The sequence below is a fragment of the Jejubacter calystegiae genome, from assembly GCF_005671395.1.
Lineage (GTDB): Bacteria > Pseudomonadota > Gammaproteobacteria > Enterobacterales > Enterobacteriaceae > Jejubacter > Jejubacter calystegiae.
On record NZ_CP040428.1, the window covers coordinates 2,280,841 to 2,305,911 of the forward strand.

Here is a 25,071-nt window from a genome sequence, read left to right on the forward strand (position 1 = left end):
ACATACTCAAAACATTTTGGTACTATGCCGCCTTTATGGTGGTGATTGAAATGAATAATGAACCTGTTTAACACAATAAAAAGATCCTTCATGCTTTCTCTAAACTACAGTGAGCAAGATTCAAAGTGGGATTATTTTGTTCTGCTGGTCTTTCAAATTCTGTGGTTTGCCATCTATTTCTTCTGGCTGTCAGGGGATTCGTTTTCTTTTCTGCTGTTGATTTTTTTTATCCTGCCGATTGTTTCGGCCAGTCTGCGCTGTCTTAATTACCTGAACAGAACCAAAGCTATTGGGCTTTTGTGGCTGATATCCCCTTATTTGATGGTGATATTGCCTTTGCTGTTAACGAAGAAGCATCAGGAATAGCCTGGCCAGGCTATTCATTTCCCCACTGTCTCTTATTGCCATATTTAATTTTATCCTTGCCTGTCTCGCCACTATCCTGTCATGGGGCGTTATCATTAAGTTTGCGGGGAGGCGTAATGGTCACAAAACGGTTATCCATAGGATTAGGGGGGGTCATTGCGCTCTTTGCTTCAATGACCGCTATGGCTGAAGGTGGTGCGGCGGAGCGCCTGTTGTGGGAAGCGGCGCAGCAGGGGAGCGCCGCTCAGGTGCGCAAAGCGCTTGAGCATGGCGCCGATGTGGAAGCCAGGGATAATACCGGCGCCACGCCGCTGTTGATCGCCACCCGTCACAATCATGTGAATGCGGCGAAGGTACTGATCGACGCGGGGGCCGACGTGAATGCAAAGGACAGGATTCATGATAGCCCTTACCTCTATGCCGGGGCCCGGGGCTATAACGCGATCCTGCGAATGACGCTGGCACACGGCGCCGATCTGACCAGTACCAATCGCTATGGCGGCACGGCGTTGATTCCTGCCGCGGAGCGGGGTCATGTGGAAACCGTTAATCTGCTGATTGCGGCCGGTGTCGATGTTAACCACGTGAATAATCTGCACTGGACCGCGCTGCTTGAGGCCATTCTGTTAGGAAACGACGGCGTCAGTCACACTGCTATTGTTCGGGCATTGATTCAGGGAGGTGCGGATGTGAACCTGGCGGATGGCGATGGCGTTACGCCGCTTAGTCATGCCCGGCAGCGTGGCTATAAGGATATCGAGGCGCTACTGGTGCGCGCCGGTGCCCGGGAGTGAGTCGCGGTTACCTGATAAAGTGATAGCGCCAGATCCTGGCGCCATAATCGTTCACGCATTTTTGAACGTAGAGTTTTCTGGCTTTACGATCGATTTGGTCTTTCTCCGCGCACAGCTCTACATAGCGCTGAAGGTCACGATCGTAGTAGCCGATTCCGACGGGACAGTTTCCTGCTTTACCTTTGGATGGCCCAGGATAAAAGAGAGTGAATTCCACCCGGTCATTGATTTCCCGGCTCGCTGTCAGATATATCCAGACCTGGGGCACCGGCCATAGCGTCAGATTACACAGGAGAAAGGTCCAAAAAAAGGTTTTGAACAGCGCCATGCTGCTCTCTGTAAATCCCGGTCCTCGTAAGAAATGCAGCGAGGTGAGCCCCAGCGCCAGCAGGCTGGAGAACGTCAGGATATATAACCACAGCCATGAATTTTTCTTCAGGAAGACCTCATTGCTGATGCTGTTCGATGAGACGAACCATGCAGACCAGAAAGCAATAACAATAAAAAGTAGCAGGTTATATGTTTTATAGTGCTGGTATCGGTTGAATTTCATCCATTCTGCCAGAGAGTTATCTCATTTGTTACAGGTTATATCGAAGATAGCTTATGGTATCAATCCCGGGAAAGAGGCAGTGTTGAAGCCGTTTCGCTGCCCGGTTTTCCTTGCTGCGTCACGAACCGATAATGCAAAAATAATACTTTCCCCTTTCAACACTCTGTGGTAATTAAATGAATGTTGGTTTTTTCTTAATTATTGCCTGCCTGGTTTTTGAAAAGAATTACCTCTGTAAATAACAAAAATATTTCATTTTTAACCAAAAATTAAAATATCGGCAGGAAAATAATTATTTTACTGACATTTTTTTTCGGAACCGTTTCTGGTGCCGGTAGTATTTATTTCCCTTTGCTGAAGGGGCTTAATTGGTGAAGTTCAGACATGACAACCCAAATTGACGTTGCAACCCCCCCTGATACTCGCGCTTCGTGGACGTTAAAAGACGCTATCTGGATTCTTGGACTGTACGGCACCACGGTAGGCGCCGGTACGCTTTTTCTGCCGGTAGAGGTCGGCACCCGGGGGCCGCTGGTCCTTATTCTGATGCTGGTGCTGGGGTTACCACTGGCCCTGATTCCCCACGTGCTGTTGTGCCGGGTCTATATGCGTGAATCGCAGGTGGATAACGGCACCCTGCCGATCTTCGGTTCCTTCTTTAGTGGCCGCGGCGAACGGGCCATTATGCTGTTTTACTGCGTGACCTTTTTCCCGGTGACGCTGGTGTATGGTATTTCGCTGGTGAATGCCCTGAACGATTATTTCAGCACCCACTTGCACCTTGGCATGATGAATCGCGGCCTGCTGTCGTTTATTGTTATCGCCGGACTGTATGCGGTACTGAATAAAGGCCGCGACAGGGTCGTGGGTACCATGAGTGCGCTGGCGCTGCCCTTTGCTTGCGCGATTCTGTTTATCGCATTGATTCAGATTCCGTTATGGGACTTCAGCCATCTGACCCGCGCTTTTCATCGCAGCAATGATATGCCGCTGGCAGAGTCTTTTAAAAATATCTGGTTAACGTTGCCCTTAATCACCTTTTCGTTCTGCTGCGCGCCGCTGATCTCGCCGCTGGCGTCTTATTACCGGGAAAAGCAGAACGGCGGTGAACAGAAGGCCGTACGGATGATTCGCCTGGCCTATGTGGCGATCTTCTTCAGCATTATTTTCTTTGTACTGAGCTGCGTATTAAGCATCTCCCACGAAACCTTCGTCAGCGCTAAGGCGCACAACCTTAACGTGCTGTCGGTGATTGGCGGCGATGGCGGCTACCGGGCGGTTTACTTTGTCGCGCCCTTTATCGCCATTATCGGGATGATGAAATCTTTCCTGGGCGTCAGCCTTTCAGTGGCTGAAACCTTTACCCGGCTGCTGACCCCGCGCGCTGACACACCTGCGGCGAAGAAGCGCGGCAAACTGCTCGCCTTCCTGGTGATGTTCGGTATCACCTTCGGTGTGGTTTACGCCGACCTGGATGCGATCACTCTGATCGAGACCATCTGCGGGCCGCTGATTGCCATCTTACTGTTCCTGATCCCGACCTGGCTGATATACACCCGCCAGGAGTTGCGTGCGCTGCGTGGTTTTACCGCTGCGATCGTCGTCTTTAGCGGGCTGGCAACGCTCTCGGCGCTGTTTTACGCCATGGTTTAAGCGTGCCGCGCCACTGGACGCTATCTCTGGATGGCGCACGGGTGAGTATCGGCAACCACGTTTTTATCGCCCCTAATGTGGGTATCCACACCGCGGGCCATCCGCTGGACGCCGAACGGCGTAATGCCGGCCTGGAGTATGCGCTGCCGGTGACTATTGGTGATAACGTCTGGATTGGCGCCGGGGTTACGCTGGTTCCCGGTGTCTGCGTAGGAAATAACAGCGTGATTGGCGCTGGTAGCGTGGTCACCCGGGATATTCCTCCTGACGTGGTGGCGGCGGGGAATCCGTGCCGGGTGATAAGAGAGATTACGGTTGAGGATGCTGCCCGTACCCGGTTCTGAGTCTTTATAAAAAAAGCCCCTCAGCGGAGGGGCAAAAGCATCCGGAGGGACGGAGGCATAACGGCAGTGGCGACATAAAGTTTATCCGCTATGGTGTTTGCGATAACTTTCCGGCGTGGTGCCGGAAATTTTGTTAAACATCCAGATAAACGCCGAAGAGGTGCTGTAGCCCAGGGTCAGAGCGATATCCTGGATACTGGTATCGGTTTTCAACAGATTGACGGCGCGAATAAAGCGCAGGCGCATCCGCCAGTCGCGAAATGACATGCCCATCTCTTTCTGAAAACGGCGGGTCAGGGAGCGATCCGAAATATAGACGGTTTCGGCCCACTCCTTCAGCGTTCGGTTATCGCCGGGATTGTCCTGTAGCTCGTTGATGATCGGCAGCAGATATTTATCGCCGCTGGCGGGGATAAAATTATCCAGCGGGGGCTGACGGGACAGTAACTCTACCAACACCTCTGCCATTTTGTAGTCCAGTTCGCTCTCAAAACCTGACAGATTACGCTGAATAAAATCTTTGATGATGGCCTGAGCAACCTCGGTTAATTCGATAATGCAGGCGCGTTCCGGTAACTTGTGGGCTTCCTGTGCCGGAACGGCGATCGAGCAGTAGTTAATGGCGGGTTTGTTATAGCTGGCGTGGTGGACATGGGCCGGAAGCCAGATGGAATACTGCCACGGTGAAATCAGCTTATTCTGACGGTGAACTTCAATTTCCATCGTTTCGGCCTGATTCCCGGTAAGTTCGACTTCCATAACGCCTTTGTCGATGAAATTTAGCTGTCCCCAGGCGTGTTCATGAGGGGCGATTTCAGTATGGGCGTTAATCTTCTGACTCTGGAAATGCAATCGGCTGGGGGGCGTGGTCCAGTCGCTTAGCAGTGAGTCGCTATAGTGCTCAATTTTCTTCATGTTGCTACCTGATGTCCCGCTGCACTGAAAGTAAGATTCGCCAGGCGCTGAGCGCCACCGGGTAACTTTCAGGGCTGCTGTTTTTAATGCCCGCCATCGCGTGCAAATAGTGTATATGCTCGTTTGCGCTAATGGAGAAATCGCCACGTTTAATCATTCCGCTAAGCAGTACGGAAAGCGGTGCCAGGCCTGCCGACTGTTGCTGGTGGCGGCTGACGTGAAAACACAGCAGATAGAGCGACGCCAGGTTCATCAGCACCCGGAACTCACGCCCGTCGCTGTACAAGGTGCTGCTGCGCGCTTTGCTGGCCCGATCGTGAAATAACATCATTTTGCGCAGCATATTAGGATTTCCTTTACCAATCGTGGCATGGATGTCTTTTAGCATGGCGATCGTCAGCTCACGAAAGTGGTTACCGTGCTTTTCGGGCAGAACCAGACACAGCGTCAGACCCGCGATCAGAACCCCTGCGAGAGCGCCCAGTGAGTTATCCATAAATCGCGCATAAAGAAATTGTGGGCTGTTTTCCGGCGGCACCACAAAGTAGAAGGTGGTCAGTAAGGTAATACCACGCATTATCCGCACGGGCTTACTGAGCATCAGGCCGCCGTAAATCAGTAGCGGTAGCTGCGCCACGAAATAGAGCCATGACCAGAGCCCTGCGGCAGTGGAACTGAATATCAGACTGTCGTACAGATAGCCCAGCACAATGCCCTGGGTCGTGCCGTTTAGCGCCTCAATAGAAACCGGCAGCGGCGTAGGGATGGCGCTACACAGAATCAGGTAGACCACGCCTAACGTCAGCATGGTGGCGCCGCCCTGCCAGCCGCTGTAGTACCAGAACAGCAGCATGAGCGAGCAACCAGCCAGAGTGCGAATTCCGCGGCGTAGCGCCGGATAGAAAAAAGCGTGTTCCCGGAATCGCCAGGTACGCTGCGCGGTGGGGGCGGGGGCAGATAGCCCATGACGGCGAAAGAGCAGCAGTTCGTTGAACAGCGTTCGGTAATCGTGGGCGAAGCGGGACATATCCGACGTGACGAAGCGTGCGGCGTTAGCGTAGAAAGTCATCAGCAGCGTTTTCGCCAGGAAGCTGTCCAGCCGGTGCGCCTGAACGGCATTCAGCGCCGCTTCATCTTTGATGTAATTACGGTTGCTTATCAGCAGCGACAGGGCGTCGAACAGGCCTTTGATTTTACTGTCATCGACGCTAACAGCCTGTTCAAAATGGTGCATCAGGGTACGGGCGCGTTTATAAATCCGCCCCACCCGGTAATCGAGGTTCAGGGCTCCGTAATTCGGGTAGATGACTGACGAACTCACCAGCATGATCGCCAGACCCATAGTGACATTGGTCGCCCGATACAGCAGCGTGTGCCAGGCCTCGTCCGGCGCTTCGAGTATCGCGAAGCCGACGAACGCGAAGGTATAGCCCGCCAGTTGATAAAGGTACATCCGATCCGAATGGACCAGGCTTGCCAGCATGGTGGTTAGCACAAACCACAACAGGGTGCCTGTCAGAAAGGTATAGGGCGCTTCCGGGAACAGTACCGCCAGTACCAGACCGAAGGCGACGCCTGCGGCTGTGCCAAAAATACGGTTACGCGCTTTTAAATAGAGGCCGCCGATAAACGACTGTGAGACGACAATTGCGCTCATAATAGCGGTAGAGGCGCCGTCCATTTCGAACAGAAACGAAATATACTGAATCAGCAGAATGGTAATAGATAGCTGTACTACCCGGGCGATTCTTATTTTCCATTCATTATCCATAGCGACTTCCGAACGTTAATGCGGGTGACTGGGGTTATATCGAGAGGTCGATTGTGCATGTCATTCCTGACACCAGGACCACGCCATGCGTGGATGATTTATCCAGCCGGATCCTGACGGGTATTCGCATGGGCAGTCGCACCCATTCAAAGGTCGGATTCACGTTGTGTAGTTTGCCTTCACCACCGCTATTGCTGTAGTCGTTAATTCCCCTGGCGATACTTTCCACCTGGCCGCGAATGCTAATGTTGCTGTCCAGCAATTTAATCACAGCTCGATCGCCACTCTTAATATGGTTTATCTGATCTTCCTGAAAATAGCCGTAGACATAGAAACTGTCGCTATCGACCAGTGTCAGCACCGGATCGCCGGTTTTTATATAGTCGCCTTGCTGGATGGTCTGATTGGTGACATAACCGTCCACGGGCGATCGCACCTGGGTTCTGGCGAGTTGAATGCGCGCCATACGTAACTGTGAAGCGATACGTTCGTAGTCGGCCTGGGCCTGGCGATAGCTCTGGCGGCTGTTGCTGACCTCCTCGCCGCTAACCAGCGATGGGCCAAGGCGGGCGCGACGTTTCGCCATTTCGCTCATCTGATCCATTTTTGCCCCGGCCGAGCGCAGTGCGGCCTCCTTTTCCGCCACCGTTACCGCATAGTCGCTGGGGTCGATTTCAAACAGCAGATCGCCTTTGTGGACATACTGGTTATCTTTAACGTTAAGGTGCAACAGACGGCCATTGACCTCTCCCGAGAGCACCACCACATCGGCGCGGATCCGACCATCACGGGTCCATTTTTGTCCGGTTTCATGCTGCCACGCCAGAAAGATGACCAGCACGGCAAGGGCGCAAAAAATCAGCGTAAAGAGGATTTTCTTAAAGTTATTCATAATGTTATAGAGGTTATGCGATGATTATTTCCGCTGTCAGGTAAATAGCGGTGGTGACCAGACTATAAAGCGCGAAACAAAATAGAGGACGGTGCCATATTGCCTGCCAGAGTGGTGTTATCGCCAGCAGGCAAATAATTATTCGGTATGCGGTGTAACCGAAAATAATGACGAAAAAAATCAAAGGGAATGACATGCCAAACAGGATGTAATCACGCATTTTTACTGACCACAGGTAATAAGGTTCAGGTTTATTATCGCCAGGTAAAGCATCGTCTGACTGATGTGAAGCAGTATGCCACGGCCGTATCTGGCGATATAACGAAGTAGCGACAACCCATACCGAAAAGCAGACAAGATGTTCGTATGGATGAAAGCGCAGCGGTTTTTCCTCTGGCGTACTCTCAATCCTGACGCATGTTCTAAGCTTAATGGCGCTACGGCTGTTTTCCTGAAACCTGACACTGGAGGCTTATGTGTCTTCTGGGCGCCTGTATTTATCGCTGGCTATCTGGTGCGCGCTCTATTTTGCCACCGGCTATCTTTCCCTCTATCTGGATGACCCGATCAGTCGGGTGTCACTGGTCTGGTTCCCGGCTGGTATTGCGGTCAGCGCATTTTTAATCGTTGGGCGCCCATACTGGCTGGTGCTATTTGTCTTGTTATTTATTGTGCGCACACTGCTGGATGTGACGATGCGCCATACCCTGGAAACTTCACTTATCCACTCAGCCATTTCGCTGACCAACGATATCGCTATCGCCTGGTGCGTTCGGCGGCTGGCCCGGCCCAACGATCGACTGCATGCAGTGCTTATCTGGCTGCTGGCAACCCTGTTGGTCAGCGCCATCGCTGCGCTGCTGGGCTGTAGCTGGCTGGCGATGCGTCATGAGATCGACTTCCGTCAGACCGTATGGATTTGGTGGGCCGCCAATGTGGTTGGCACTATTTTGATCACCACTATTGTGATGGGGCTGTGCTGGAAGCCGGAACCTTTTACGCCGGGAAGGTGGCTGGTGGGCGGCCTGCTGTGGCTGCTGTTATGCGCCAGCGCCTGGTATGTCTTCCATCAGCCTATTGGCGGTCCGCGCGGTCAGGCTGAACTGTTTGGCCTGGCCTGCATTCCGGTGGTGCTGATGATTGCGATCCCTGTGTTGGGGGGAAACCGGATGGGAGCGTTTTCTCTACTCTGTTTTAGCGCCATCGTGATCTACTACTCCTGGCAATGGCTCGGGCCCTTTTTTATACCCGGACTGCGCCACGGAGAGCCGCTGCTACTGGCTCAGTGTTACCTTTCCGGTACCGCGTTGCTACTGAGCTTTGTCTATATACAGAAGCGTATAGTGGCGGACAGGCAGCAACAGCAACGACAGGGGCCAGGCCACGGACGGGCGGCTTACTATCTGGAGCCGGAAAGCGGGCACCTGGCCTGGGATGAAAATATTGATACGCCGCTCAGCCAGCAGCTTTCTGGGATCGATCGTGTGGATCAGTTGCTGGCGCTGCTCAGCGCGGAGGATCGTGAGGCAATACAGGCGCGCTGGCAGGCGGCCCGACACGGAGAACTACCCGACGATATCTTTCACTTCCATCTGACATTGACGCCGTCCCATCGGATACCGCTGCAGGAAAGTAAGCTGGTGGCGTTACGCGGACCAGAGGGAATGGCGCTGGTCGGCTACTGGGATGAAGTATCACACAGTAAGGTATCCATTCACCGACACCGGGAGGCCTGACGATGCTACAGCTTGCACTGTTACTGACCGGTGCCGGATTCGTCCGGCGCAATGCGCCGCTCCTGGGCATTCTGGGACTACTGTGGGGGGGATTGGGAGTCTCGATTTTCATTGATGGGTTACAGGGCGAGCGCCACTTTCCACTGCATATCTTTGGGATTCTGCTACTGCTGGAAAGCCTGGCGACGCTGATGCTGGCCCCGAGCGGCGTTGGGACTCAGAAGGCGGTTTTCTACTTTAAAGGCGGCATTTTCTGTTTTGTGGCGCTGCTTATTCTTTCCGGGCGCGAGAGTAGCAATGTGCTGCTGGCGATAGTCTTCGGCTTTGCCTTCTTTATTACCGGCCTGTTTGTGATGGCTTCCGCCTGGGTGGTGCGCTATCAGCACTGGCGGCAGGCTTTTTGCGGCGGCTTTGCCCAGTTACTGTTCGGGCTGTTTCTGTTCTTCCCTTATCCCACTCACCATCATGGCACCGTTTCACAGTTTATCGGGATGATTATGATCCTGGGCGGGATTCAGTGCCTGCGCCTGGCGCTACGGGCCTTTCGGCTGCGTGATGGGGTGTCGGTGTTTACGCTGCTGGCTCCCGGTGGGCTGCTGCCTGAACAGGAGGAAGCGGCACCTGAACCTGGAGAATCGACGCCTGCCAGCGATTCACTGATTGTGCATATCTGGACCCCGGCAGGATCGGCGGCCAGCCCGCCGGTGCCTCGTCCGGTGTTTAACCGCTATATTGCAGCGGTTGATGCCAGCGGGGTCATCTCCACCGGCCATGCCGCGCTGGAGATGCCGCCGGATCTCTATATCAGCCTCTATCCGGCGCAGGATATCGATCGCTCGCCGTCAGAATTCTTCAACACGCTGAAGGCGATTCAGGAAAATAATGTGGTTGGGCAGTTTCAGAAGAGTTACCCCAGCGAGGCGGCGGCGTGGTGCGAATCCGATCGCAAAATCATATTCCATGACTTTAACCCCGAAGCGCTGCGTCGTTATTGGGCGGGTTACCGCAAGGTGGAGATCTATAACCTGACCTGGCGTAACTGTTCGAGCAGCGTGGTGTACGGCCTGGAAGCCGCGCTGGATGGTGTACTGGCCCGGCGTTGCGGCTGGCTGGGCTTTCTGCGGTTGTTCCTGATCCCTGAACTGTGGATTGCCGCCCAGTTGCGCAAGCGAGCCATGACGATGGCATGGACCCCCGGGCTGGCGCTGGATTACGCTCGGGCGCTGCATGCTATTGTGCATCCGGTGCGGCTGTCGTGGTTTCGTCGCCGACGTCAGGATGAAACGCCCTGATGGCGCATAAAACAGGTTCTGAAGCCCCATGGCTGGTGGAGTATTCGCGCCTGGCAACGGTTCACTGGCTGGATAGCGACTGCTTTCAGGTCAGCGATATGCGTAACTTTCGCTATCGTGGGGTGGGGGATCCCCTGGCAGCCTGGGATGACCGCTGCTTTCGGCTTAGTGAGGTGACGCAGACCGATCTGGTGCTCTCCTACTGGGGTGGCAACGCCATCGCTCACGTTTTTCTGAGCTTTGGATTTAGCAACGGGGAGTGGCTGGCTGTCTCGATTGAAACCCGACGTCGACAGAATCAGCCATGGTCGGCCTTTGGCGGTTTTCTGCGTAACTATCCGGTCATTTATGTGGTGGCGGACGAGCGCGATCTGATCGGCGTGCGTAGCGATGTGCGCAGGGAGCGGGTCTGGCTCTATGGGCTGACGCTCACTCAAGAGCAGCGCCAGCGGTTACTGCGTGACTATCTGCTGCGTATTCAGCAAGTGAACGCTCATCCCGAGTGGTATAACACGCTGTTTAATAACTGCACCACTAATATTCTGCATCACGGCCGGGCGGTGTCACCGGCGGTGAAATATGACTGGCGGATACTGCTGAGCGGCTATGCCGATCGCTACTGCTACCGTATGGGGCTGCTGGATACCCGGCTACCCTTTGAGACACTTCGCCAGCGCAGTCGTCTGATTCGCCCGGAAGATGCCTGTATCGACGACGATTTCTCGCAGGATATCCGGCGTCAGCGGGCGTCATCTTTCTTACCTGAGATAAAGGAGTAAGCAATGCGAAAAATCACTGCCATGCTGTTGCCTGGTCTGATGCTGGTCTCCGTGTCGGGTGAGGGGGCTGACTTCTCTTTGGGGTTGCAGGGGGGCTCTTACGGTACGGCATATAAGACTCGTCATGCTGATTACTGGGTGCTGCCCTATATTGGTTATGACGGCGAAACCTGGTATATCGACGGCACTGAGGCGGGCTACAACATTGTTAAAAATGACAGCCATCTGCTGCGTGCCAAAGTCTATTACTACACCACCGAATACCGCTCCCGCGATGGCCGAAATCGGGCAATGAGAAGTTTGAGCAGTCGACACAGCACCATGATGGCAGGCCTTAGCTATCAGTACACCACGCCCTGGGGCGCTTTCTCGACGACGGTGGGGGGGGACACCCTGGATAACAGTAACGGTATGACGATCAATGCCGCCTGGATTGCGATGAAACAGTGGGGCGGTTTCACTCTGGTACCGGAGGTGGGAGTGGACTGGTCAAATGCGCAAAATACCCGTTACTACTACGGTATTTCCCACCAGGAATCGGCACGCAGTGGATTGAAGGCCTGGCGGCCCCATGACAGCTATGTTCCCTATCTTCAACTGGCGATGAACTATGCCTGGACACCACGCTGGAACACCTGGGGTGAGATAACCGGGCGCTTCTACCCATCCACTATCAGAAATAGTCCGATGGTGAATAAAAATGGCGTGGTGGAGCTGACGATTGGCGCAAGCTACACCTTTTAGATTGCCGCTTTCGGTACGGGCTTTCTTAACGAGAGCACGGCAAACAGCGCGCATAGCAGGGCGGTCATCCACGGCAGGCCGTGGGTGGTCGTTTCCATCGCCAGACCGCCCAGCAGCGGCCCCAGCAGGGCGCCAGCGCCCCATGCCACTGACATTGCGGCATAGATGCCCGCCAGTTGAGCACCGCGAAACTGTGAGCCTACCCAGGTGATCGCCACGGTATAGATGCCGACAAACACGCCACCCCAGATAAACAGCAGACAGTAGGCCAGCCAGGGTGTTGTTAACAGTAGCGGCCAGACCAGGGCCCCGAGGGTGGAGATCGCTGCCAGCACGGTTATCAGACGACGGCGATCCACTTTATCTGCCAGCCAGCCCAGCGGTAGCTGGAGTACGATGGCGCCGAACATCAGTACCGAGATCAGGAGCGTCGCCCGGGATTCGCTCCAGCCCAGATTCATGGCGTACAGCGACAGGAAGTTCATCCCCGCCACCTCGATGGCTGCGTTCAGGGCGGTGGCTACAATCGCCAGAAAGGCCAGTTGCAGGCTCTGGCGCAGGCCAGTGGGCGTCACGGCGTCGCCCGGCTGGCGGGTCATACCGGCCCGGGCGATACAGAGTACGGCGGCCAGAGCGATTAGCGCACCGACAACAAAGGGCCCCGCACTGTCGCTGCCCATTATCGTCAGAATCAGTGGACCGGAGGCAAAGCCCAGTGACAGCCCCGCCGTATATAGCGCCATGGTTTTGCCCCGGGCCTGCTCGACAGTGGAGTCACTCAGCCAGGTTTCGGTCAATACCATAATGATCTCGGTAAAGACGCCCAGTCCGAAGCGCAGTACGAACCAGACCGGTACTGGCGTCCAGGGGAACAGCAGAAACAGCAGGGCTATGGCCGACAGTGAGGTGCACATCAGCCCCAGCGGAGAGAAACGGCGGAACAGCCGCGGTAACAGGGGGGCAATCGCGAAAACCCCAAGGGCGTGCATGGCGGCATTTAGCCCGATACTGGTTTCGCCATAGGCCTTATCGGCCAGTTGTAGGGCGATAAGCGGGGCGCTAAGGCCGTAAGTCAGACTAAAGACTGATACGGAAAAGATCACGGCCAGAATATGTTTGTTCGCCTTGAGCATCAGTGCGTTGTCCTTTCTGCTGAGGGGCGAGTAAGGAAGTTACTGTAGTATAGAGCGCTTTTTAACGCGGCGCCGGGTAGAGCCCGACGCCACAGAGGGGGAGGGTATTACAGAGGGTAGGGGGTCAACCTTCCGACTTCATATTATTCATGGCATCCTGTTGCTTCATCTCTTCTTTCTTCATGTTATCCCCCTGCATCATCTGCTCTTTTTTCATCTCGCCTTTCTTCATCATGCCGTCATGATTCATCTCGGGCTTTTTCATGGCGTCGCTTTGGCGCATGTCTGACTTTTCCATTGGCTGTTTGGCCATATCATCGGCGGCCAGCGCGCTGGCGGCGCTCATCATCAGGGCGGTTACGGCGATGGGGACTATCAGCAGTTTTTTCATGGTTTAACTCCTGTGGTTGTCGTGGGGCCAGTATGGCGGGCGCGTGGTCGCCGAATCCTCACAGAGAGTTAAATAAAATGTGATAACTTGCGCTCCTGCCGCTGTGTAAACTGAAGGGGTAAGACAACCGGAGAGCTTCATGGACACCGCTAAAAAGATATTGATCGTGGAGGACGATGCCGATATCGCCCAACTTCTACAACTGCACCTGAAGACCGAAGGCTATCAGATTACCCATGCCGCCGACGGCACTCAGGGTATGGCGCTACTGGATGAAGGCGGCTGGGACGCGCTGATTCTGGATCTGATGCTGCCCGGCGCCGATGGACTGGATATCTGCCGCCATGCCCGTACTATGACGCGCTACACGCCGATTATTATTATCAGCGCCCGCTCCAGCGAGACCCACCGTGTCCTGGGGCTGGAGCTGGGGGCGGACGATTATCTGGCGAAGCCTTTCTCAATGCTGGAGCTGGTGGCGCGGGTTAAGGCGCTGTTCCGGCGCCAGCAGGCGATGGTGAACAACCTGCGTATGGATGCCGGGGTGTTGCACTTCGGCGGTCTGACTATTGATCCCCTTTCCCGGGAAGTGAGTCTGGCGGGAAGCCCGGTAGAGCTGACGCCGCGTGAATTTGATCTGCTCTATTTCTTTGCCCGCCATCCTAACCGGGTCTTTTCACGGCTGGATTTGTTGAATCAGGTATGGGGGTATCAGCATGAGGGCTACGAGCATACGGTGAATACCCATATCAATCGCCTGCGCATTAAGATTGAAGTGAATCCGGCTGAGCCGCTGCGGATCCTGACCGTCTGGGGTAAGGGGTATAAATTTCATGCGCCGGGGGCCTCATGAGTTTTCTGACCCGGCGCATGACGCTGATCGGGCGTCTGACCTGCGTCTTTACGCTGTTGCTGGTGTTGTTCGCTGCGGGGCTACTGGGGCTTCAGCGCTATTCAAACGAGCGCTATACCCGGGCAATGGTGCAGGAGCTGTCGGCGGGGCTGGCCGCCCATATTGCTGACAGCTACCCGCTGCTGAGCAGCCAGGGATTAAATCAGAATTCGGTGCGTTCTCTGTTTGACCATCTGATGGCGGTAAATCCGAGCGTAGAGGTGTACCTGCTGGATAAAACGGGGCGCATTATCGGCGATGCCGCGCCGCAGGGGCGTATTCAACGCAGACAGGTAGATATTGAACCCATTACCGAATTTCTGACCCGGCCCCACTATCCACTGTATGGCGACGATCCGCGCAGTCCGGGCGGTCATAAGGTGTTCAGCGTCGCACCGCTTCGTTATCAGGGACAGCTTCAGGGCTATCTGTATGTGATTTTATTAGGGGAAGACTACGCCCGATTGCGCAGCGGTGCTGAGCAGGGTTCGCTGCTGACACTGGCCAGTGGCGCGACCCTGCTGGCGGTTGTGCTATTAGGGGCGCTGGCGGTACTGGCCTTTAGCTGGGTGACCCGCCCGCTACGCCGTCTGTCCGCCCGGGTTCGTACCCTGGAAAACGGTGGACTGGCCGGTATGCAGTCCGTTGCCGCCCAGCGGCCGCCGGATGCGGGAAGCGCCGACGAGATTCAGCAACTGCAGCGCGGCGTTATCGCGATGGCGGAGCAGATTGCCGCCCAGTGGGAGAGTCTGGCGCGCCAGGAGCAGCAGCGGCGCGAATTTATCGCTAATGTCTCACACGATTTGCGCACGCCGCTGACCGCGCTGCATGGCTATCTGGAAACGCTGCTGGTAATGTCCGGCTCATTGAGCGAGCGGGAAAAACGCCATTATCTGGAAACTGCCCTGGCCCAGAGTCGTAAGGTTGGCGGGCTGGCTCAGTCACTATTCGAGCTGGCGCGTCTGGAATATGGGGTAGTGAAGCCTCTGAAGGAGCGTTTTTCACTGCCCGAACTGGTGCAGGATGTCTTTCAGAAGATGGAATTAATGGCCCGGGCGCGGGAGCAGCAGCTGGTGCTGGATATCGCCCCCGATTTGCCGATGATTGAGGCCGATCTTGGCATGATCGAGCGCGTTCTTACTAATCTTATCGATAATGCGCTGCGCCATACGCCGGAGCAGGGCGCCGTCAGCGTCCGGCTGTGGCAGGACGCGGGCAGGGTGATGGTTCGGGTAAGCGATACCGGGCCTGGCGTGCCGGAAGCGCTGAAGGCCACGCTGTTCCTGCGTCCGTCGCTGCTGAATCATCAGCGTCTGACTTCCGGAGGTTTGGGGCTGATGATTGTGCGTCAGATGCTGCAATTGCACGACAGCGATATCCGGCTCAGGGAAGGTCCTGGCGCCAGTTTTGAATTTGGTTTTCAGGTTTAAGTTTGTTCTTTGAACCCCTGATGCGGCGTTTTTTTTACGCTATTTTTTTCACCAGTATGTTGTTTTTTATACCTTTGACGGTGAGTTTATTGTATTGGCTGTGTAAATATTACGATATAGCTTGTGTTGCTTTGATATGTGTGCGTTAATGGCTGCGTCGGTTTGATACTCAGATAATATCTCAAGTCGTTTATAAAGCAGTCCTCATTTCTATAGAGTACCCATCAGGTATCCTTCTTTTTGAGTCCCTCTTTAAGCACTGAACCCTGTCTGTCATTCAGACCATTTATGCCGGAAGGCTCATTAATAAGGTAACAACATGTCTGATAAAATTACTGGTATCGTTAAATGGTTTAACCCGGACAAAGGGTTTGGTTTTATTACCCCGGATAACGGTAGCAAGGACGTATTCGTCCATTTCTCTGCTATTCAGAGCAACGAATTCCGTACTCTGAATGAAGGCCAGCAGGTTGAGTTCTCTATCGAGAACGGCCAGAAAGGCCCGGCCGCTGCTAACGTGGTGCCGCGTTGATTCTGACTTTACGCTGCCCGTGCTGTCACGGCTCTCAGTTCAGGACATCGCACTTCGACGTCTCTGAAAGAAACCCGTATGGTGCTAAGTGTATATTTTGTAAATCGGTCATGATCGCGGGTATCCGGAACGATTTTCGGAATAATCCAGCCACGGTATGCCACGGGCATACCCGGTAATTTAGCGGTTATCACCATGAAAAAGCCTTCATAATTTTTATGAGGGCTTTTTGTTATGTGTGTTAAAAGTTCACAAAGATGAAAAATAATCGCGTCGGATTGATAAAAAAAACGCGTTTTTATGCTGACGACACTATCCTGTAAAGGTCTTTTACAAAAGACAGTGAAAAATAGCAGAGTAATCTTATGGGGCGGACAAATAATGAAGAAAATGTGGATTCGTGCCGATATATTATTTTTCCGATAGCGAACTCTCATTAATAAAGGCAGTCTGAATAGCGATAAGGCAATTTACTGCATTGCCTCACCCGTACTGTCCTGCAGTCGCAGAAGGTAGCTTATGAATCAAACCCAGCGATTTACCATGGCGTATCTCCACCCACGTTACTGGCTAACGTGGTTCGGGCTGTTTTGCCTTTGGTCCCTGGTGCAACTTCCCTATCCCGTTCTGACCCGAATTGGGGCCTGGGCGGGTCGTAACTCACGCCGATTTTTACGCCGCCGTGAGGATATTGCCAGACAAAATATCGCGCTGTGCTTTCCCGGGCTCGCTGCCTGCGAGCGCGACAAGCTGATTGCCGATAACTTTATTTCCCTCGGCATGGCGCTGGTGGAAACCGGCATGGCGTGGTTCTGGTCGGATCGCCGACTGCGTCGCTGGTTCGACGTTGAAGGACTTCACAATCTGATGGCGGCACAGCGTGAGAATCGCGGCGTGCTGGTGGTTGGCGTACACTTTATGTCTCTGGAGCTGGGCGGCCGCATGATGGGGCTGTGTAAGCCGATGAGCGCGGTATACCGTCGCCATAATAACGGACTGTTGGAGTGGGCCCAGACTCGTGGCAGGATGCGTTCCAATAAAAAGATGATCGACCGACGCCATCTGAAAGAGATCGTCAACGCGCTGAAACACGGCGAAGCGGTCTGGTTTGCGCCGGACCAGGACTACGGCGCGAAAGGCAGCAGCTTTGTGCCGTTCTTTGGCGTGCCCCGGGTCGCCACCACTAACGGTCCCTTTGTGATCTCCCGCCTGTCGAACGCCGCTATGCTAACCATTACGCTTATTCGCAAACCGAAAGGCGCTGGCTACCGGCTGATTATCGAACCGGAGCTGGAAGGTTTCCCGAAAGAGGATGGCGTAGAAGCTGCCTCCTGGATGAACCGGGTGATCGAGCGGGAGATTATGCGGGCGCCCGAGCAGTATCTTTGGATACATCGCCGCTTTAAAACCCGTCCGCCCGGCGCCGCCTCGCTGTACGTTTAGCCCTGCTACTGCGCTGCCCGTGCATCGAATGTGATTCGGTCACGGCCGGCGCGTTTTGCTTTATAGAGCTGATGGTCAGCCGCTTCCAGAAGATCCTCCAGCGCCATTGTCGGCTGTGCGCGAGCGATGCCCACACTTAGCGTGACCCAGGGGGAAACCTCTGAGCCCGCATGAGGGATCTGCGCCTGCGCCAGGTTCTGGCGAATGCGTTGCGCAATGGCCTGCGCTTCTTCCCACTTTTCACATAGCGCCACTACAACAAACTCCTCACCCCCGTAGCGAAATGCGGCATCTTCCGCTTTGCGCAATGACGTCTCAATACAGCGGGCCACCTTCACCAGGCACTCATCCCCCGCAACGTGGCCGTAAGTGTCGTTGTACTGTTTGAAGAAATCGATATCCATCACCAGCAGGAACAGCTGTCTGTTCTGGTCACGGCGCCGCTCATTCACGTAGTCCGCCAGGCTGCGGCGGTTATAGAGGCCCGTCAGGGCATCGAAGTGCGCCTGCCGGGTCAGTTTCTTAATCAGCAGACTTTTTTCATACTCGCTGCGCTGGGTACGTTGATACCACTCCAGTAGAATATAGCGGGCCGAGTAGACGACCAGCAGAATGATTGCCATACCGAGGTTTTGCAGCAGGTCGAAGCGGTGATCGGACCGGTATTCACCATAGATCAGCGAAAGTACCACCGGTGTGCAGAACAGCAGCAGAAGAGGAGTGGATAAATAGAAGGTAATCACCGCAGGTAACAAAATGATCACCGACAGGGTCAGGGTTAGTAGCGGGGTGGCGTAGTGTAACAGCAGGTTAAAGAACACCAGCGCCCAGCCGGTGCCGAAAAGCATCACGACAGCGGGCAGAACTTTTGGGTAGAGATTATCGCTGATACGCGGGTGGATTTTTAACACGGCCACCAGGTTTAGGACGGCAAACAGGGCGATGAACAGCGTCAGGGCATTAACCTCTGCGGGCTGTGTCATGGGCGTATCCCGTTTGAGGTCATGCAACAGCAGCCAGACGCTAAACAGAATGTTTAGCGCCAGAAACCAGATATAGCCCCGGGTAGCTGTAATAAGAGGATTGTTATTGCCTTGCCAGCTTGCCATTTCGCGCCTCTGCGATCGTTCCCATCATTTCCAGATTTACTCATTGTAACCGCAGTGGTCCTAAGTGTGACTTATGACGTGTTATCGAAAAATCTTCCGTCCGGCAGGCGTTCCGGTCCTGAGATGGCGGTTTCTCATCGTCCATGACTTTACGCAAAGCTGTCTGAATAAAAAGTGAACATTCATCACAAAAATGAATACTTATTTCTTGTTTGTATGCGAATTTCAAAAATGTAGATATTTTGAAGATATGGCCACATAAGAACATCGCCATTGATTCACTACCCTACACGAGGAAGAAGCAAATGAACGCACTGACAGCCCTGAGCAACCATCAACCGGCTTCATCCCATACCGGCAGCGGATTTTCTCTGTTGCCGTCGGCGCAGTCGCCGCGTCTGCTGACGCTGAATTTTACCGACCAAACGACGCGTGATTTTCTGGCAAAGGTGGCGCAATGGCCGATTCAGGCGCTGGAGTATAAGTCGTTCCTGCGTTTTAAGGTGGCGGGCATCCTTAATGATCTCTGCGGTGGGGAACTCCAGCCGCTGCTGCTGAACTGCCTGCTTAACCGGGAGAAAGGCGCGCTGTTGATTGGCGCGCAGGGGCTGGATAACGTCAGCCAGGCCGATGAAATGGTGAAGTTAGCCACTGCCGTGGCCCACCTGGTTGGCCGTTCCAATTTTGACGCCATGAGCGGCCAGTACTATGCGCGCTTTGTGGTGAAAAACGATGACAACTCCGACAGCTATCTGCGCCAGCCCCACCGGGTGATGGAGCTGCATAATGACGGCACCTATGTGGATGAGGTCACCGACTATGTGCTGATGATGAAAATCGACGAGCAGAATATGCAGGGGGGAAATTCTCTGCTGCTGCATCTGGATGACTGGGAACATCTGGATCGCTTTTTTCGCCATCCGCTGGCGCGCCGTGCGATGCGTTGGGCTGCTCCCCCCAGTAAGAATGTAAAACGGGATGTCTGGCATCCGGTTTTTGATATCGATAGTCAGGGGCGGCCTGTGATGCGCTATATCGATCAGTTTGTGCAGCCGAAAGACTTTGAAGAGGGGAACTGGTTAAGCGATCTCTCTGAGGCTCTGGAAAACAGCCGTCATATTCTGTCGGTACCGGTTCCCACCGGCCAGTTTTTGCTTATCAACAACCTGTTCTGGCTGCATGGCCGTGACCGCTTTACGCCGCACCCGAATCTGCGTCGCGAACTGATGCGCCAGCGCGGCTATATCAGCTTTAGCGCCACGCACTATCAGTCCGGCCAGTAACCCGAGGAGCGCCTGGATGTATGATTTTGTCATTATCGGCGGTGGGATTCTGGGCATGTCCACCGCCATGCAACTGATTGCCCGCTATCCGCAGGCGCGGATAGCGCTGCTGGAAAAAGAGGCGGGCGTAGCACAGCACCAGACCGGCCATAACAGCGGCGTCATTCATGCCGGCGTCTATTACACCCCGGGCAGCATGAAAGCGCGTTTCTGTCTGGCCGGTAACCGGGCCACCAAAGCTTTTTGCGATCGCCATGCGATTCGCTATGACAGCTGTGGCAAGCTGCTGGTGGCGACATCGGAACTGGAGATGGAACGGATGCGGGCGCTGTGGGAACGTACCGCCGCCAACGGTCTGGAGCGTAGCTGGCTGAGTGCCGGTGAACTCCAGGAGAGGGAGCCAAATATCACCGGTTCTGGCGCTATTCTGGTGCCGTCAAGCGGCATCGTTGATTATCGGGAGGTGACCGCCGCCATGGCGCGTCAGTTCTGCGAAGCCGGTGGTGAAATTCGCTACCAGGCAGAGGTAACCCAGCTGGAAGAGCGCGACGCGAGCGTACGGATCACCACTCGTGAAGGCGAGACTCTTGAAGGGGCTGCTCTGGTCACCTGTTCGGGCCTGATGGCCGATCGCCTGGTGCGGATGCTGGGACGCGATCCCGGCTTTATCATCTGCCCGTTTCGCGGCGAATACTTCCGGTTGGCGCCGCAGCATAACCGGATCGTCAACCATCTGATCTATCCGATTCCCGATCCCTCCATGCCCTTTTTGGGTGTGCATCTGACCCGAATGATCGACGGTAGCGTTACCGTGGGGCCCAATGCGGTACTGGCGTTTAAACGTGAAGGCTACCGTAAATGGGATCTCTCGGTGGCGGATATGCTGGAGATGCTGGGCTCGTCCGGTATCCGGCGAGTGCTGCGCCAGCATCTGCGCCCCGGCATGCAGGAGATAAAAAACTCACTCTGTAAGGGCGGTTACCTGCAACAGGTACGCAAATACTGTCCGCGGCTGACCCGTCAGGATTTAACGCCTTATCCATCCGGGGTTCGCGCTCAGGCGGTATCCCCCGATGGCAAGCTTATCGATGATTTTCTGTTTGTCACGACGCGCCGCACGCTCCATGTCTGCAATGCTCCTTCGCCAGCGGCAACCTCCGCCATTCCCATCGGCCAGCATATCGTCGGCAAGATCGATGCGCTGGTGGCGGCATTGCCCGGAGCGGGTCGGGGCTGGACCAGAGCGGCGCATCCGGAAAGTGACGTTGGGGAGGCGATAAAGTAATCGAATAACGCGTGCCCTGATGCGGTAACTTCTGGGCGCACCCGAACAAATAATAACTGACTGAAAAGGGTGAAACATTATGGGGCAAACGAGGCAAAAACATGCGCTGGGGGGCGGTTTAACCACCCGCCATGTCACTATGCTATCCATCGCCGGCGTGATTGGCGCCAGCCTGTTTGTCGGCTCTGGCGTCGCCATAGCTCAGGCCGGTCCGGCGGTGCTGCTTTCTTATCTGTTCGCCGGTCTGCTGGTGGTCTTTATTATGCGAATGCTGGCGGAGATGGCGGTGGCTTCGCCGGATAGCGGATCTTTCTCTACCTATGCCGAGCAGGCCATCGGTAAGTGGGCGGGTTACACCATTGGCTGGCTTTACTGGTGGTTTTGGGTACTGGTGATTCCGCTAGAGGCCAATATCGCGGCAATTATCCTGAATACCTGGATCCCGACGGTGCCGATTTGGCTATTTTCGCTGGCGATCGCGCTCGCATTAACCGGCAGTAATTTGCTAAGCGTCAGGAACTATGGCGAGTTCGAGTTCTGGCTGGCGTTAAGCAAAGTCATTGCCATTCTGGCGTTTATTGTCATCGGCGCACTGGCCATTGCCGGGTTATTTCCCCATGTAGAGGTCAGCGGCGTATCGCGACTCTGGGATCACGGCGGCTTTATGCCGAATGGCTTTACCGCAGTGTTAAGTGCCATGCTGATCACCATGTTCTCTTTTATGGGGGCGGAGATCGTCACCATTGCCGCCGCGGAATCGGCGACGCCGGAAAAACACATTATGCGCGCTACCCGATCGGTGATCTGGCGGATCTCCATTTTCTATCTGTGTTCGATCTTCGTCGTGGTGGCGCTGATCCCCTGGGATACGCCAGGACTGAAGAGTGTGGGATCTTACCGGGCGGTACTGGAGCTGCTTCAGGTGCCTTATGCCAAAGCGATTATGGATTTTGTGATCCTGCTGTCGGTGACCAGCTGCCTCAATTCTGCGCTCTATACCGCTTCGCGTATGCTCTATTCTCTGAGCCATCGCGGAGATGCGCCGGCCATCATGGGCATCACTAACCGCAAACGCACGCCCTGGGTAGCGGTGTTGCTTTCGACCGGTGCCGCGTTTCTGACGGTGATCGTCAATATTTATGCTCCCGCCAGGGTCTTTAACTTCCTGATTGCCAGCTCCGGTGCCATTGCGCTACTGGTCTATCTGGTGATAGCCGTATCCCAGCTGCGGATGCGTAAACGGCTGGAGCTCAGGGAAGGGGGGCTACGGTTCAAAATGTGGTTGTACCCCTGGCTAACCTGTATAGTGATTGCGTTTATTTGCACCGTGCTGGTGGTGATGCTGTTCCGCCCGGCTCAGCGTGTGGAGGTGATCTCCACGGTGGTTCTGAGTCTGGGGATTATCTGCACCGTGCCCGTGATGTCGCGCTGGAAGCGGCTGGTGGCATGGCGAAAGGTCTGGTTGCAGACTTCCCGCCAGGTGCGGTGACCAGCGCGAGGTATTGGGCAGAAGGCAGTCGCGCGGAAGGAGTGTAATGAATGACGTCACAAGGGCAGCCGCCTGCGATGGATGGCTATCAGCGGCTTAAGAAGGACATTATTCGCGGCCAGTATCAGCCCGACGAGAAACTGCCGATGGGGATGCTGACCACCCGCTACGGCTTGGGGGTTGGGCCGCTGCGCGAAGCGCTGGCGCAACTGGTGGCCGAACGGCTGGTGACGGTGGTCAATCAGAAAGGCTACCGGGTGATGCCCATGTCGCAGTCGGAGCTGCTGGATATTTTTGATGCCCGCGCCAATATGGAGTCGATGTTGGTGCAGCTGGCGATAGCCCGCGGGGACGACGATTGGGAAGCGGAGATCCTGGCACGTGCGCATCTGCTCAATAAGATCGAAGCCAGTCAGGCCGGCGAGCAGGTGTTGGACGAGTGGGACAAACGTCATCAGGCGTTTCACAGCGCCATCGTTGCCGGCTGCGGCTCATGCTCTTTGCTGCTGATGCGCGGACACCTGTTCGATCTGGCGGCGCGTTACCGGTTTATCTGGCTGCGGAAAACGGTGCTTTCCGTCGATATGCTGGCAGAAAAGCAGGGCCAGCATCAGGCTCTGCTGGCGGCGATCCTTGAACGTGATGCCACCCGTGCCGGGGAGCTTATGCGTCAGCATTTGCTGTCGCCCATTCCCATTATTCAGAAAGCTATGGCGGAAAAGGCAGGGCCTGCATAACAGGCCCTGCTGTGCTGCTCTGAGAATCAGAAGGAGCGATGGAAGTTGGCAATCGGCAGTACCGGTACGGCAGCGTTGGTCGCCACGTTGATAATACCAATCTGCAGACCTTCCAGGTGTTTGGTGGCGTTGATCAGACCAAACTGGAAGCTGGTGGTATCGGCGTAGTTGATCACACCGATATCGCTGGTGCTGTCACCGGAAGAGACGTTAATCCCCCCCAGGTTCAGACCTTCAACGTTATGAGAAACGTTGATGCCGCCCAGGTTCAGGCCGGTAACATCGCCGCCGTTAAAGTTGACGGCACCCATGTTCATACCCTGAACGTTGTTCGCCACGTTGAAGCCACCCATGTTGAAGCCGACCATGTCATTGGTGCGGTTGATGGCGCCAAAGTTGAAACCGGTGGTATTTTCAGACCAGTTGATAGCGGTGATGTTGGCGCCAACGGTATCGCCAGACTTGTTGATCGGCGCAATGTTCAGGCCGGTCAGGTTACCAGAGACGTTAACTGCTGCCACGTTCATCCCGGTGATGTCGCCTTCGCTCCAGTTTGCGATGACGCCGGTGTTCAGGCCTTCTACGTTACCGGTGTGGTTAAAGACGCTGATATTGGTGCCGTAAGTGTCCTGTTCAGTCCAGTTGAAGGGGCTGACGTTCACGCCATAGACCGAGCCGGTGCTGTAGTTAGCGATACCGCCGATATTCACGCCGTTCACATCGCCGTTGGTGGTTACCGCGGCCAGGTTAACGCCGTTGACGGTCTGCGCGCCGCTATAGATGCCCAGGCTGGCGCCGGACAGGTAGCCCAACTGGTTAGCGATACCGATGTTCAGGCCGTTATCTTCACCGCCGTGCCAGTTGAACAGGCCAATAGCCGCGCCGTTCATTCCGTTACGGATGTGGGAACCCGCTGCTGCGCCAATCTGCAGACCGTTAAGCTTATCCATTTCGGTATAGCCCAGAATTGGCAGGTCGAAGCCGTTTACCGTACCGGTCTGGCCATAGAACAGCGCGCCATGAAAGCCGTTGACCTCAGTATCATCGGGGAGGTTATTGAAGGATGATAATTGTACCGGCGTGGCATAGCTCGCAGCGGAAAACATCGCGCATGACAGTAATAAACCTAATGTAGAACGTTTCATTTTTTATCCCGACTTGCTTCTGATTCAGTAAATTATCCGGTCGGCAGGTCTCGTGGAACGCCGGATAATATCGGTCCGGCACCCGTCATAAATTAGCAATTAATGCTGATTCATGGTCGGTCACAAAATAAGCCGAATCTTATGTTGGTGATTTGATGTTTATTAACTTACTGTTTTTCATGTGTTTATCTTTGCAAAAAATGCTTCTAAATAGAGGTTTACTGGAACGAATTTATTTTTTACATGTCGTTAAAATGCAATTTTTATATTTATTTAATTTAATCTTTTTATTTTTGTGTTATTTTATTAATGATTGTTATATTTTTATTGGTTATTCCGTGAGGCTGATTTTAATCACAGGTA

General features: G+C 54.6%; 25 protein-coding genes and 1 pseudogene. 17 read left to right on the forward strand and 9 right to left on the reverse strand.

Features of this window, described 5'->3' with window-relative positions; translation table 11 throughout:
* The first annotated feature begins 90 nt into the window (after nucleotides 1-90).
* Both FEM41_RS10510 and FEM41_RS10515 read left to right on the forward strand, forming a co-directional pair.
* Entirely contained in the window at nucleotides 91-366 is a 276-nt protein-coding gene (locus FEM41_RS10510; RefSeq protein ID WP_241666587.1) for a hypothetical protein, read from the forward strand.
* 182 nt (nucleotides 367-548) lie between these two features.
* The gene (locus FEM41_RS10515; RefSeq protein WP_241666588.1) at nucleotides 549-1,160 is read left to right on the forward strand and encodes an ankyrin repeat domain-containing protein; all 612 of its coding nucleotides are present in this window, start codon (nucleotides 549-551) and stop codon (nucleotides 1,158-1,160) included.
* A gap of 7 nt (nucleotides 1,161-1,167) precedes the next feature.
* Here the strand turns inward: FEM41_RS10515 and FEM41_RS10520 are convergent, their stop codons facing one another.
* Entirely contained in the window at nucleotides 1,168-1,713 is a 546-nt protein-coding gene (locus FEM41_RS10520; RefSeq protein ID WP_138095927.1) for a hypothetical protein, read from the reverse strand.
* A gap of 384 nt (nucleotides 1,714-2,097) precedes the next feature.
* Here FEM41_RS10520 and FEM41_RS10525 point away from each other — a divergent pair, with 384 nt between their 5' ends.
* Together FEM41_RS10525 and FEM41_RS10530 are read left to right on the forward strand one after the other, a co-directional pair.
* A complete protein-coding gene (locus tag FEM41_RS10525; protein WP_175339337.1) occupies nucleotides 2,098-3,366 on the forward strand; it encodes an amino acid permease in 1,269 nt (422 codons plus the stop codon).
* A 26-nt stretch (nucleotides 3,367-3,392) separates the two neighbouring features.
* Nucleotides 3,393-3,710, forward strand: a pseudogene (locus FEM41_RS10530) (DapH/DapD/GlmU-related protein); the annotation flags it as partial.
* 81 nt (nucleotides 3,711-3,791) lie between these two features.
* On the opposite strand, the gene FEM41_RS10535 reads toward FEM41_RS10530, so the two are convergent.
* Genes FEM41_RS10535 through FEM41_RS25155 form a run of 4 tightly spaced genes read right to left on the reverse strand, consistent with a single transcriptional unit; the run spans nucleotide 3,792 to nucleotide 7,508 of the window.
* Nucleotides 3,792-4,625 (reverse strand): helix-turn-helix transcriptional regulator, encoded by an 834-nt coding sequence (locus FEM41_RS10535; RefSeq protein ID WP_138095929.1) that lies wholly within the window; start codon nucleotides 4,623-4,625, stop codon nucleotides 3,792-3,794.
* Nucleotides 4,626-4,629: 4 nt separating this feature from the next.
* Complete coding sequence (locus tag FEM41_RS10540; protein ID WP_138095930.1) at nucleotides 4,630-6,396, reverse strand: FUSC family protein; 1,767 nt, start codon at nucleotides 6,394-6,396, stop codon at nucleotides 4,630-4,632.
* A 34-nt stretch (nucleotides 6,397-6,430) separates the two neighbouring features.
* A complete protein-coding gene (locus tag FEM41_RS10545) occupies nucleotides 6,431-7,288 on the reverse strand; it encodes an efflux RND transporter periplasmic adaptor subunit (RefSeq protein WP_138095931.1) in 858 nt (285 codons plus the stop codon).
* A 13-nt stretch (nucleotides 7,289-7,301) separates the two neighbouring features.
* Nucleotides 7,302-7,508 (reverse strand): DUF1656 domain-containing protein, encoded by a 207-nt coding sequence (locus FEM41_RS25155; protein ID WP_138095932.1) that lies wholly within the window; start codon nucleotides 7,506-7,508, stop codon nucleotides 7,302-7,304.
* Nucleotides 7,509-7,764: 256 nt separating this feature from the next.
* Between FEM41_RS25155 and FEM41_RS10555 the strand changes: the two genes are divergently transcribed.
* From FEM41_RS10555 to FEM41_RS10570, 4 genes are read left to right on the forward strand one after another with little or no spacing between them, the layout of a single operon-like run.
* Nucleotides 7,765-9,024 carry an MASE1 domain-containing protein gene (locus FEM41_RS10555; protein ID WP_138095933.1) on the forward strand — a complete coding sequence of 420 codons (1,260 nt, stop codon included), beginning with the start codon at nucleotides 7,765-7,767 and terminating at the stop codon, nucleotides 9,022-9,024.
* A gap of 2 nt (nucleotides 9,025-9,026) precedes the next feature.
* Nucleotides 9,027-10,316 (forward strand): MFS transporter, encoded by a 1,290-nt coding sequence (locus tag FEM41_RS10560; protein WP_138095934.1) that lies wholly within the window; start codon nucleotides 9,027-9,029, stop codon nucleotides 10,314-10,316.
* On the forward strand, nucleotides 10,316-11,095 hold the full coding sequence (locus FEM41_RS10565) for an Lnb N-terminal periplasmic domain-containing protein (protein WP_138095935.1): 780 nt from the start codon (nucleotides 10,316-10,318) through the stop codon (nucleotides 11,093-11,095). Before FEM41_RS10560 ends, FEM41_RS10565 begins: the two co-directional genes overlap by 1 nt.
* Before the next feature lie 3 nt (nucleotides 11,096-11,098).
* Entirely contained in the window at nucleotides 11,099-11,839 is a 741-nt protein-coding gene (locus FEM41_RS10570) for a MipA/OmpV family protein (protein WP_138095936.1), read from the forward strand.
* Here the strand turns inward: FEM41_RS10570 and FEM41_RS10575 are convergent.
* Nucleotides 11,836-12,972, reverse strand: a complete 1,137-nt coding sequence (locus FEM41_RS10575; RefSeq protein WP_138095937.1) for an MFS transporter — start codon at nucleotides 12,970-12,972, stop codon at nucleotides 11,836-11,838. The genes FEM41_RS10570 and FEM41_RS10575 overlap by 4 nt on opposite strands.
* A 124-nt stretch (nucleotides 12,973-13,096) precedes the next feature.
* On the reverse strand, nucleotides 13,097-13,363 hold the full coding sequence (locus FEM41_RS10580) for a pentapeptide MXKDX repeat protein (protein WP_138095938.1): 267 nt from the start codon (nucleotides 13,361-13,363) through the stop codon (nucleotides 13,097-13,099).
* A gap of 139 nt (nucleotides 13,364-13,502) precedes the next feature.
* On the opposite strand from FEM41_RS10580, the gene FEM41_RS10585 reads away from it, so the two are divergent.
* The 5 genes from FEM41_RS10585 (at nucleotide 13,503) to lpxP (ending at nucleotide 17,660) form a co-directional block, all read left to right on the forward strand.
* Nucleotides 13,503-14,216 (forward strand): response regulator transcription factor, encoded by a 714-nt coding sequence (locus tag FEM41_RS10585; protein ID WP_138095939.1) that lies wholly within the window; start codon nucleotides 13,503-13,505, stop codon nucleotides 14,214-14,216.
* Nucleotides 14,213-15,685, forward strand: a complete 1,473-nt coding sequence (locus FEM41_RS10590; protein ID WP_138095940.1) for a sensor histidine kinase — start codon at nucleotides 14,213-14,215, stop codon at nucleotides 15,683-15,685. Before FEM41_RS10585 ends, FEM41_RS10590 begins: the two co-directional genes overlap by 4 nt.
* 319 nt (nucleotides 15,686-16,004) lie before the next feature.
* Nucleotides 16,005-16,217: a cold shock protein CspG gene (gene cspG, locus FEM41_RS10595; protein WP_138095941.1), complete on the forward strand. Its 213-nt coding sequence runs from the start codon at nucleotides 16,005-16,007 to the stop codon at nucleotides 16,215-16,217.
* Complete coding sequence (gene ymcF / locus FEM41_RS10600; protein ID WP_138095942.1) at nucleotides 16,214-16,396, forward strand: cold shock small protein YmcF; 183 nt, start codon at nucleotides 16,214-16,216, stop codon at nucleotides 16,394-16,396. Before cspG ends, ymcF begins: the two co-directional genes overlap by 4 nt.
* Nucleotides 16,397-16,736: 340 nt before the next feature.
* Complete coding sequence (gene lpxP / locus FEM41_RS10605; RefSeq protein WP_138095943.1) at nucleotides 16,737-17,660, forward strand: kdo(2)-lipid IV(A) palmitoleoyltransferase; 924 nt, start codon at nucleotides 16,737-16,739, stop codon at nucleotides 17,658-17,660.
* A 5-nt stretch (nucleotides 17,661-17,665) separates the two neighbouring features.
* On the opposite strand, the gene FEM41_RS10610 is transcribed toward lpxP, so the two are convergent.
* Nucleotides 17,666-18,769, reverse strand: a complete 1,104-nt coding sequence (locus FEM41_RS10610) for a membrane-associated sensor domain-containing protein (RefSeq protein WP_138095944.1) — start codon at nucleotides 18,767-18,769, stop codon at nucleotides 17,666-17,668.
* A 305-nt stretch (nucleotides 18,770-19,074) separates the two neighbouring features.
* Here FEM41_RS10610 and glaH point away from each other — a divergent pair, with 305 nt between their 5' ends.
* From glaH to csiR, 4 genes are all read left to right on the forward strand, one after another.
* Complete coding sequence (glaH, locus tag FEM41_RS10615; protein WP_138095945.1) at nucleotides 19,075-20,052, forward strand: glutarate dioxygenase GlaH; 978 nt, start codon at nucleotides 19,075-19,077, stop codon at nucleotides 20,050-20,052.
* Between the two features lie 16 nt (nucleotides 20,053-20,068).
* A complete protein-coding gene (gene lhgO, locus FEM41_RS10620) occupies nucleotides 20,069-21,337 on the forward strand; it encodes an L-2-hydroxyglutarate oxidase (protein WP_138095946.1) in 1,269 nt (422 codons plus the stop codon).
* 79 nt (nucleotides 21,338-21,416) lie between these two features.
* Complete coding sequence (gene gabP, locus FEM41_RS10625) at nucleotides 21,417-22,826, forward strand: GABA permease (RefSeq protein ID WP_138095947.1); 1,410 nt, start codon at nucleotides 21,417-21,419, stop codon at nucleotides 22,824-22,826.
* 50 nt (nucleotides 22,827-22,876) lie between these two features.
* Nucleotides 22,877-23,563: a DNA-binding transcriptional regulator CsiR gene (gene csiR / locus FEM41_RS10630; protein WP_138095948.1), complete on the forward strand. Its 687-nt coding sequence runs from the start codon at nucleotides 22,877-22,879 to the stop codon at nucleotides 23,561-23,563.
* A gap of 26 nt (nucleotides 23,564-23,589) precedes the next feature.
* Here csiR and FEM41_RS10635 read toward each other — a convergent pair whose 3' ends face one another.
* Nucleotides 23,590-24,708, reverse strand: coding sequence for an LA_2272 family surface repeat-containing protein (locus tag FEM41_RS10635; protein ID WP_138095949.1), 1,119 nt, complete (start codon nucleotides 24,706-24,708; stop codon nucleotides 23,590-23,592).
* Nucleotides 24,709-25,071: the final 363 nt, after the last annotated feature.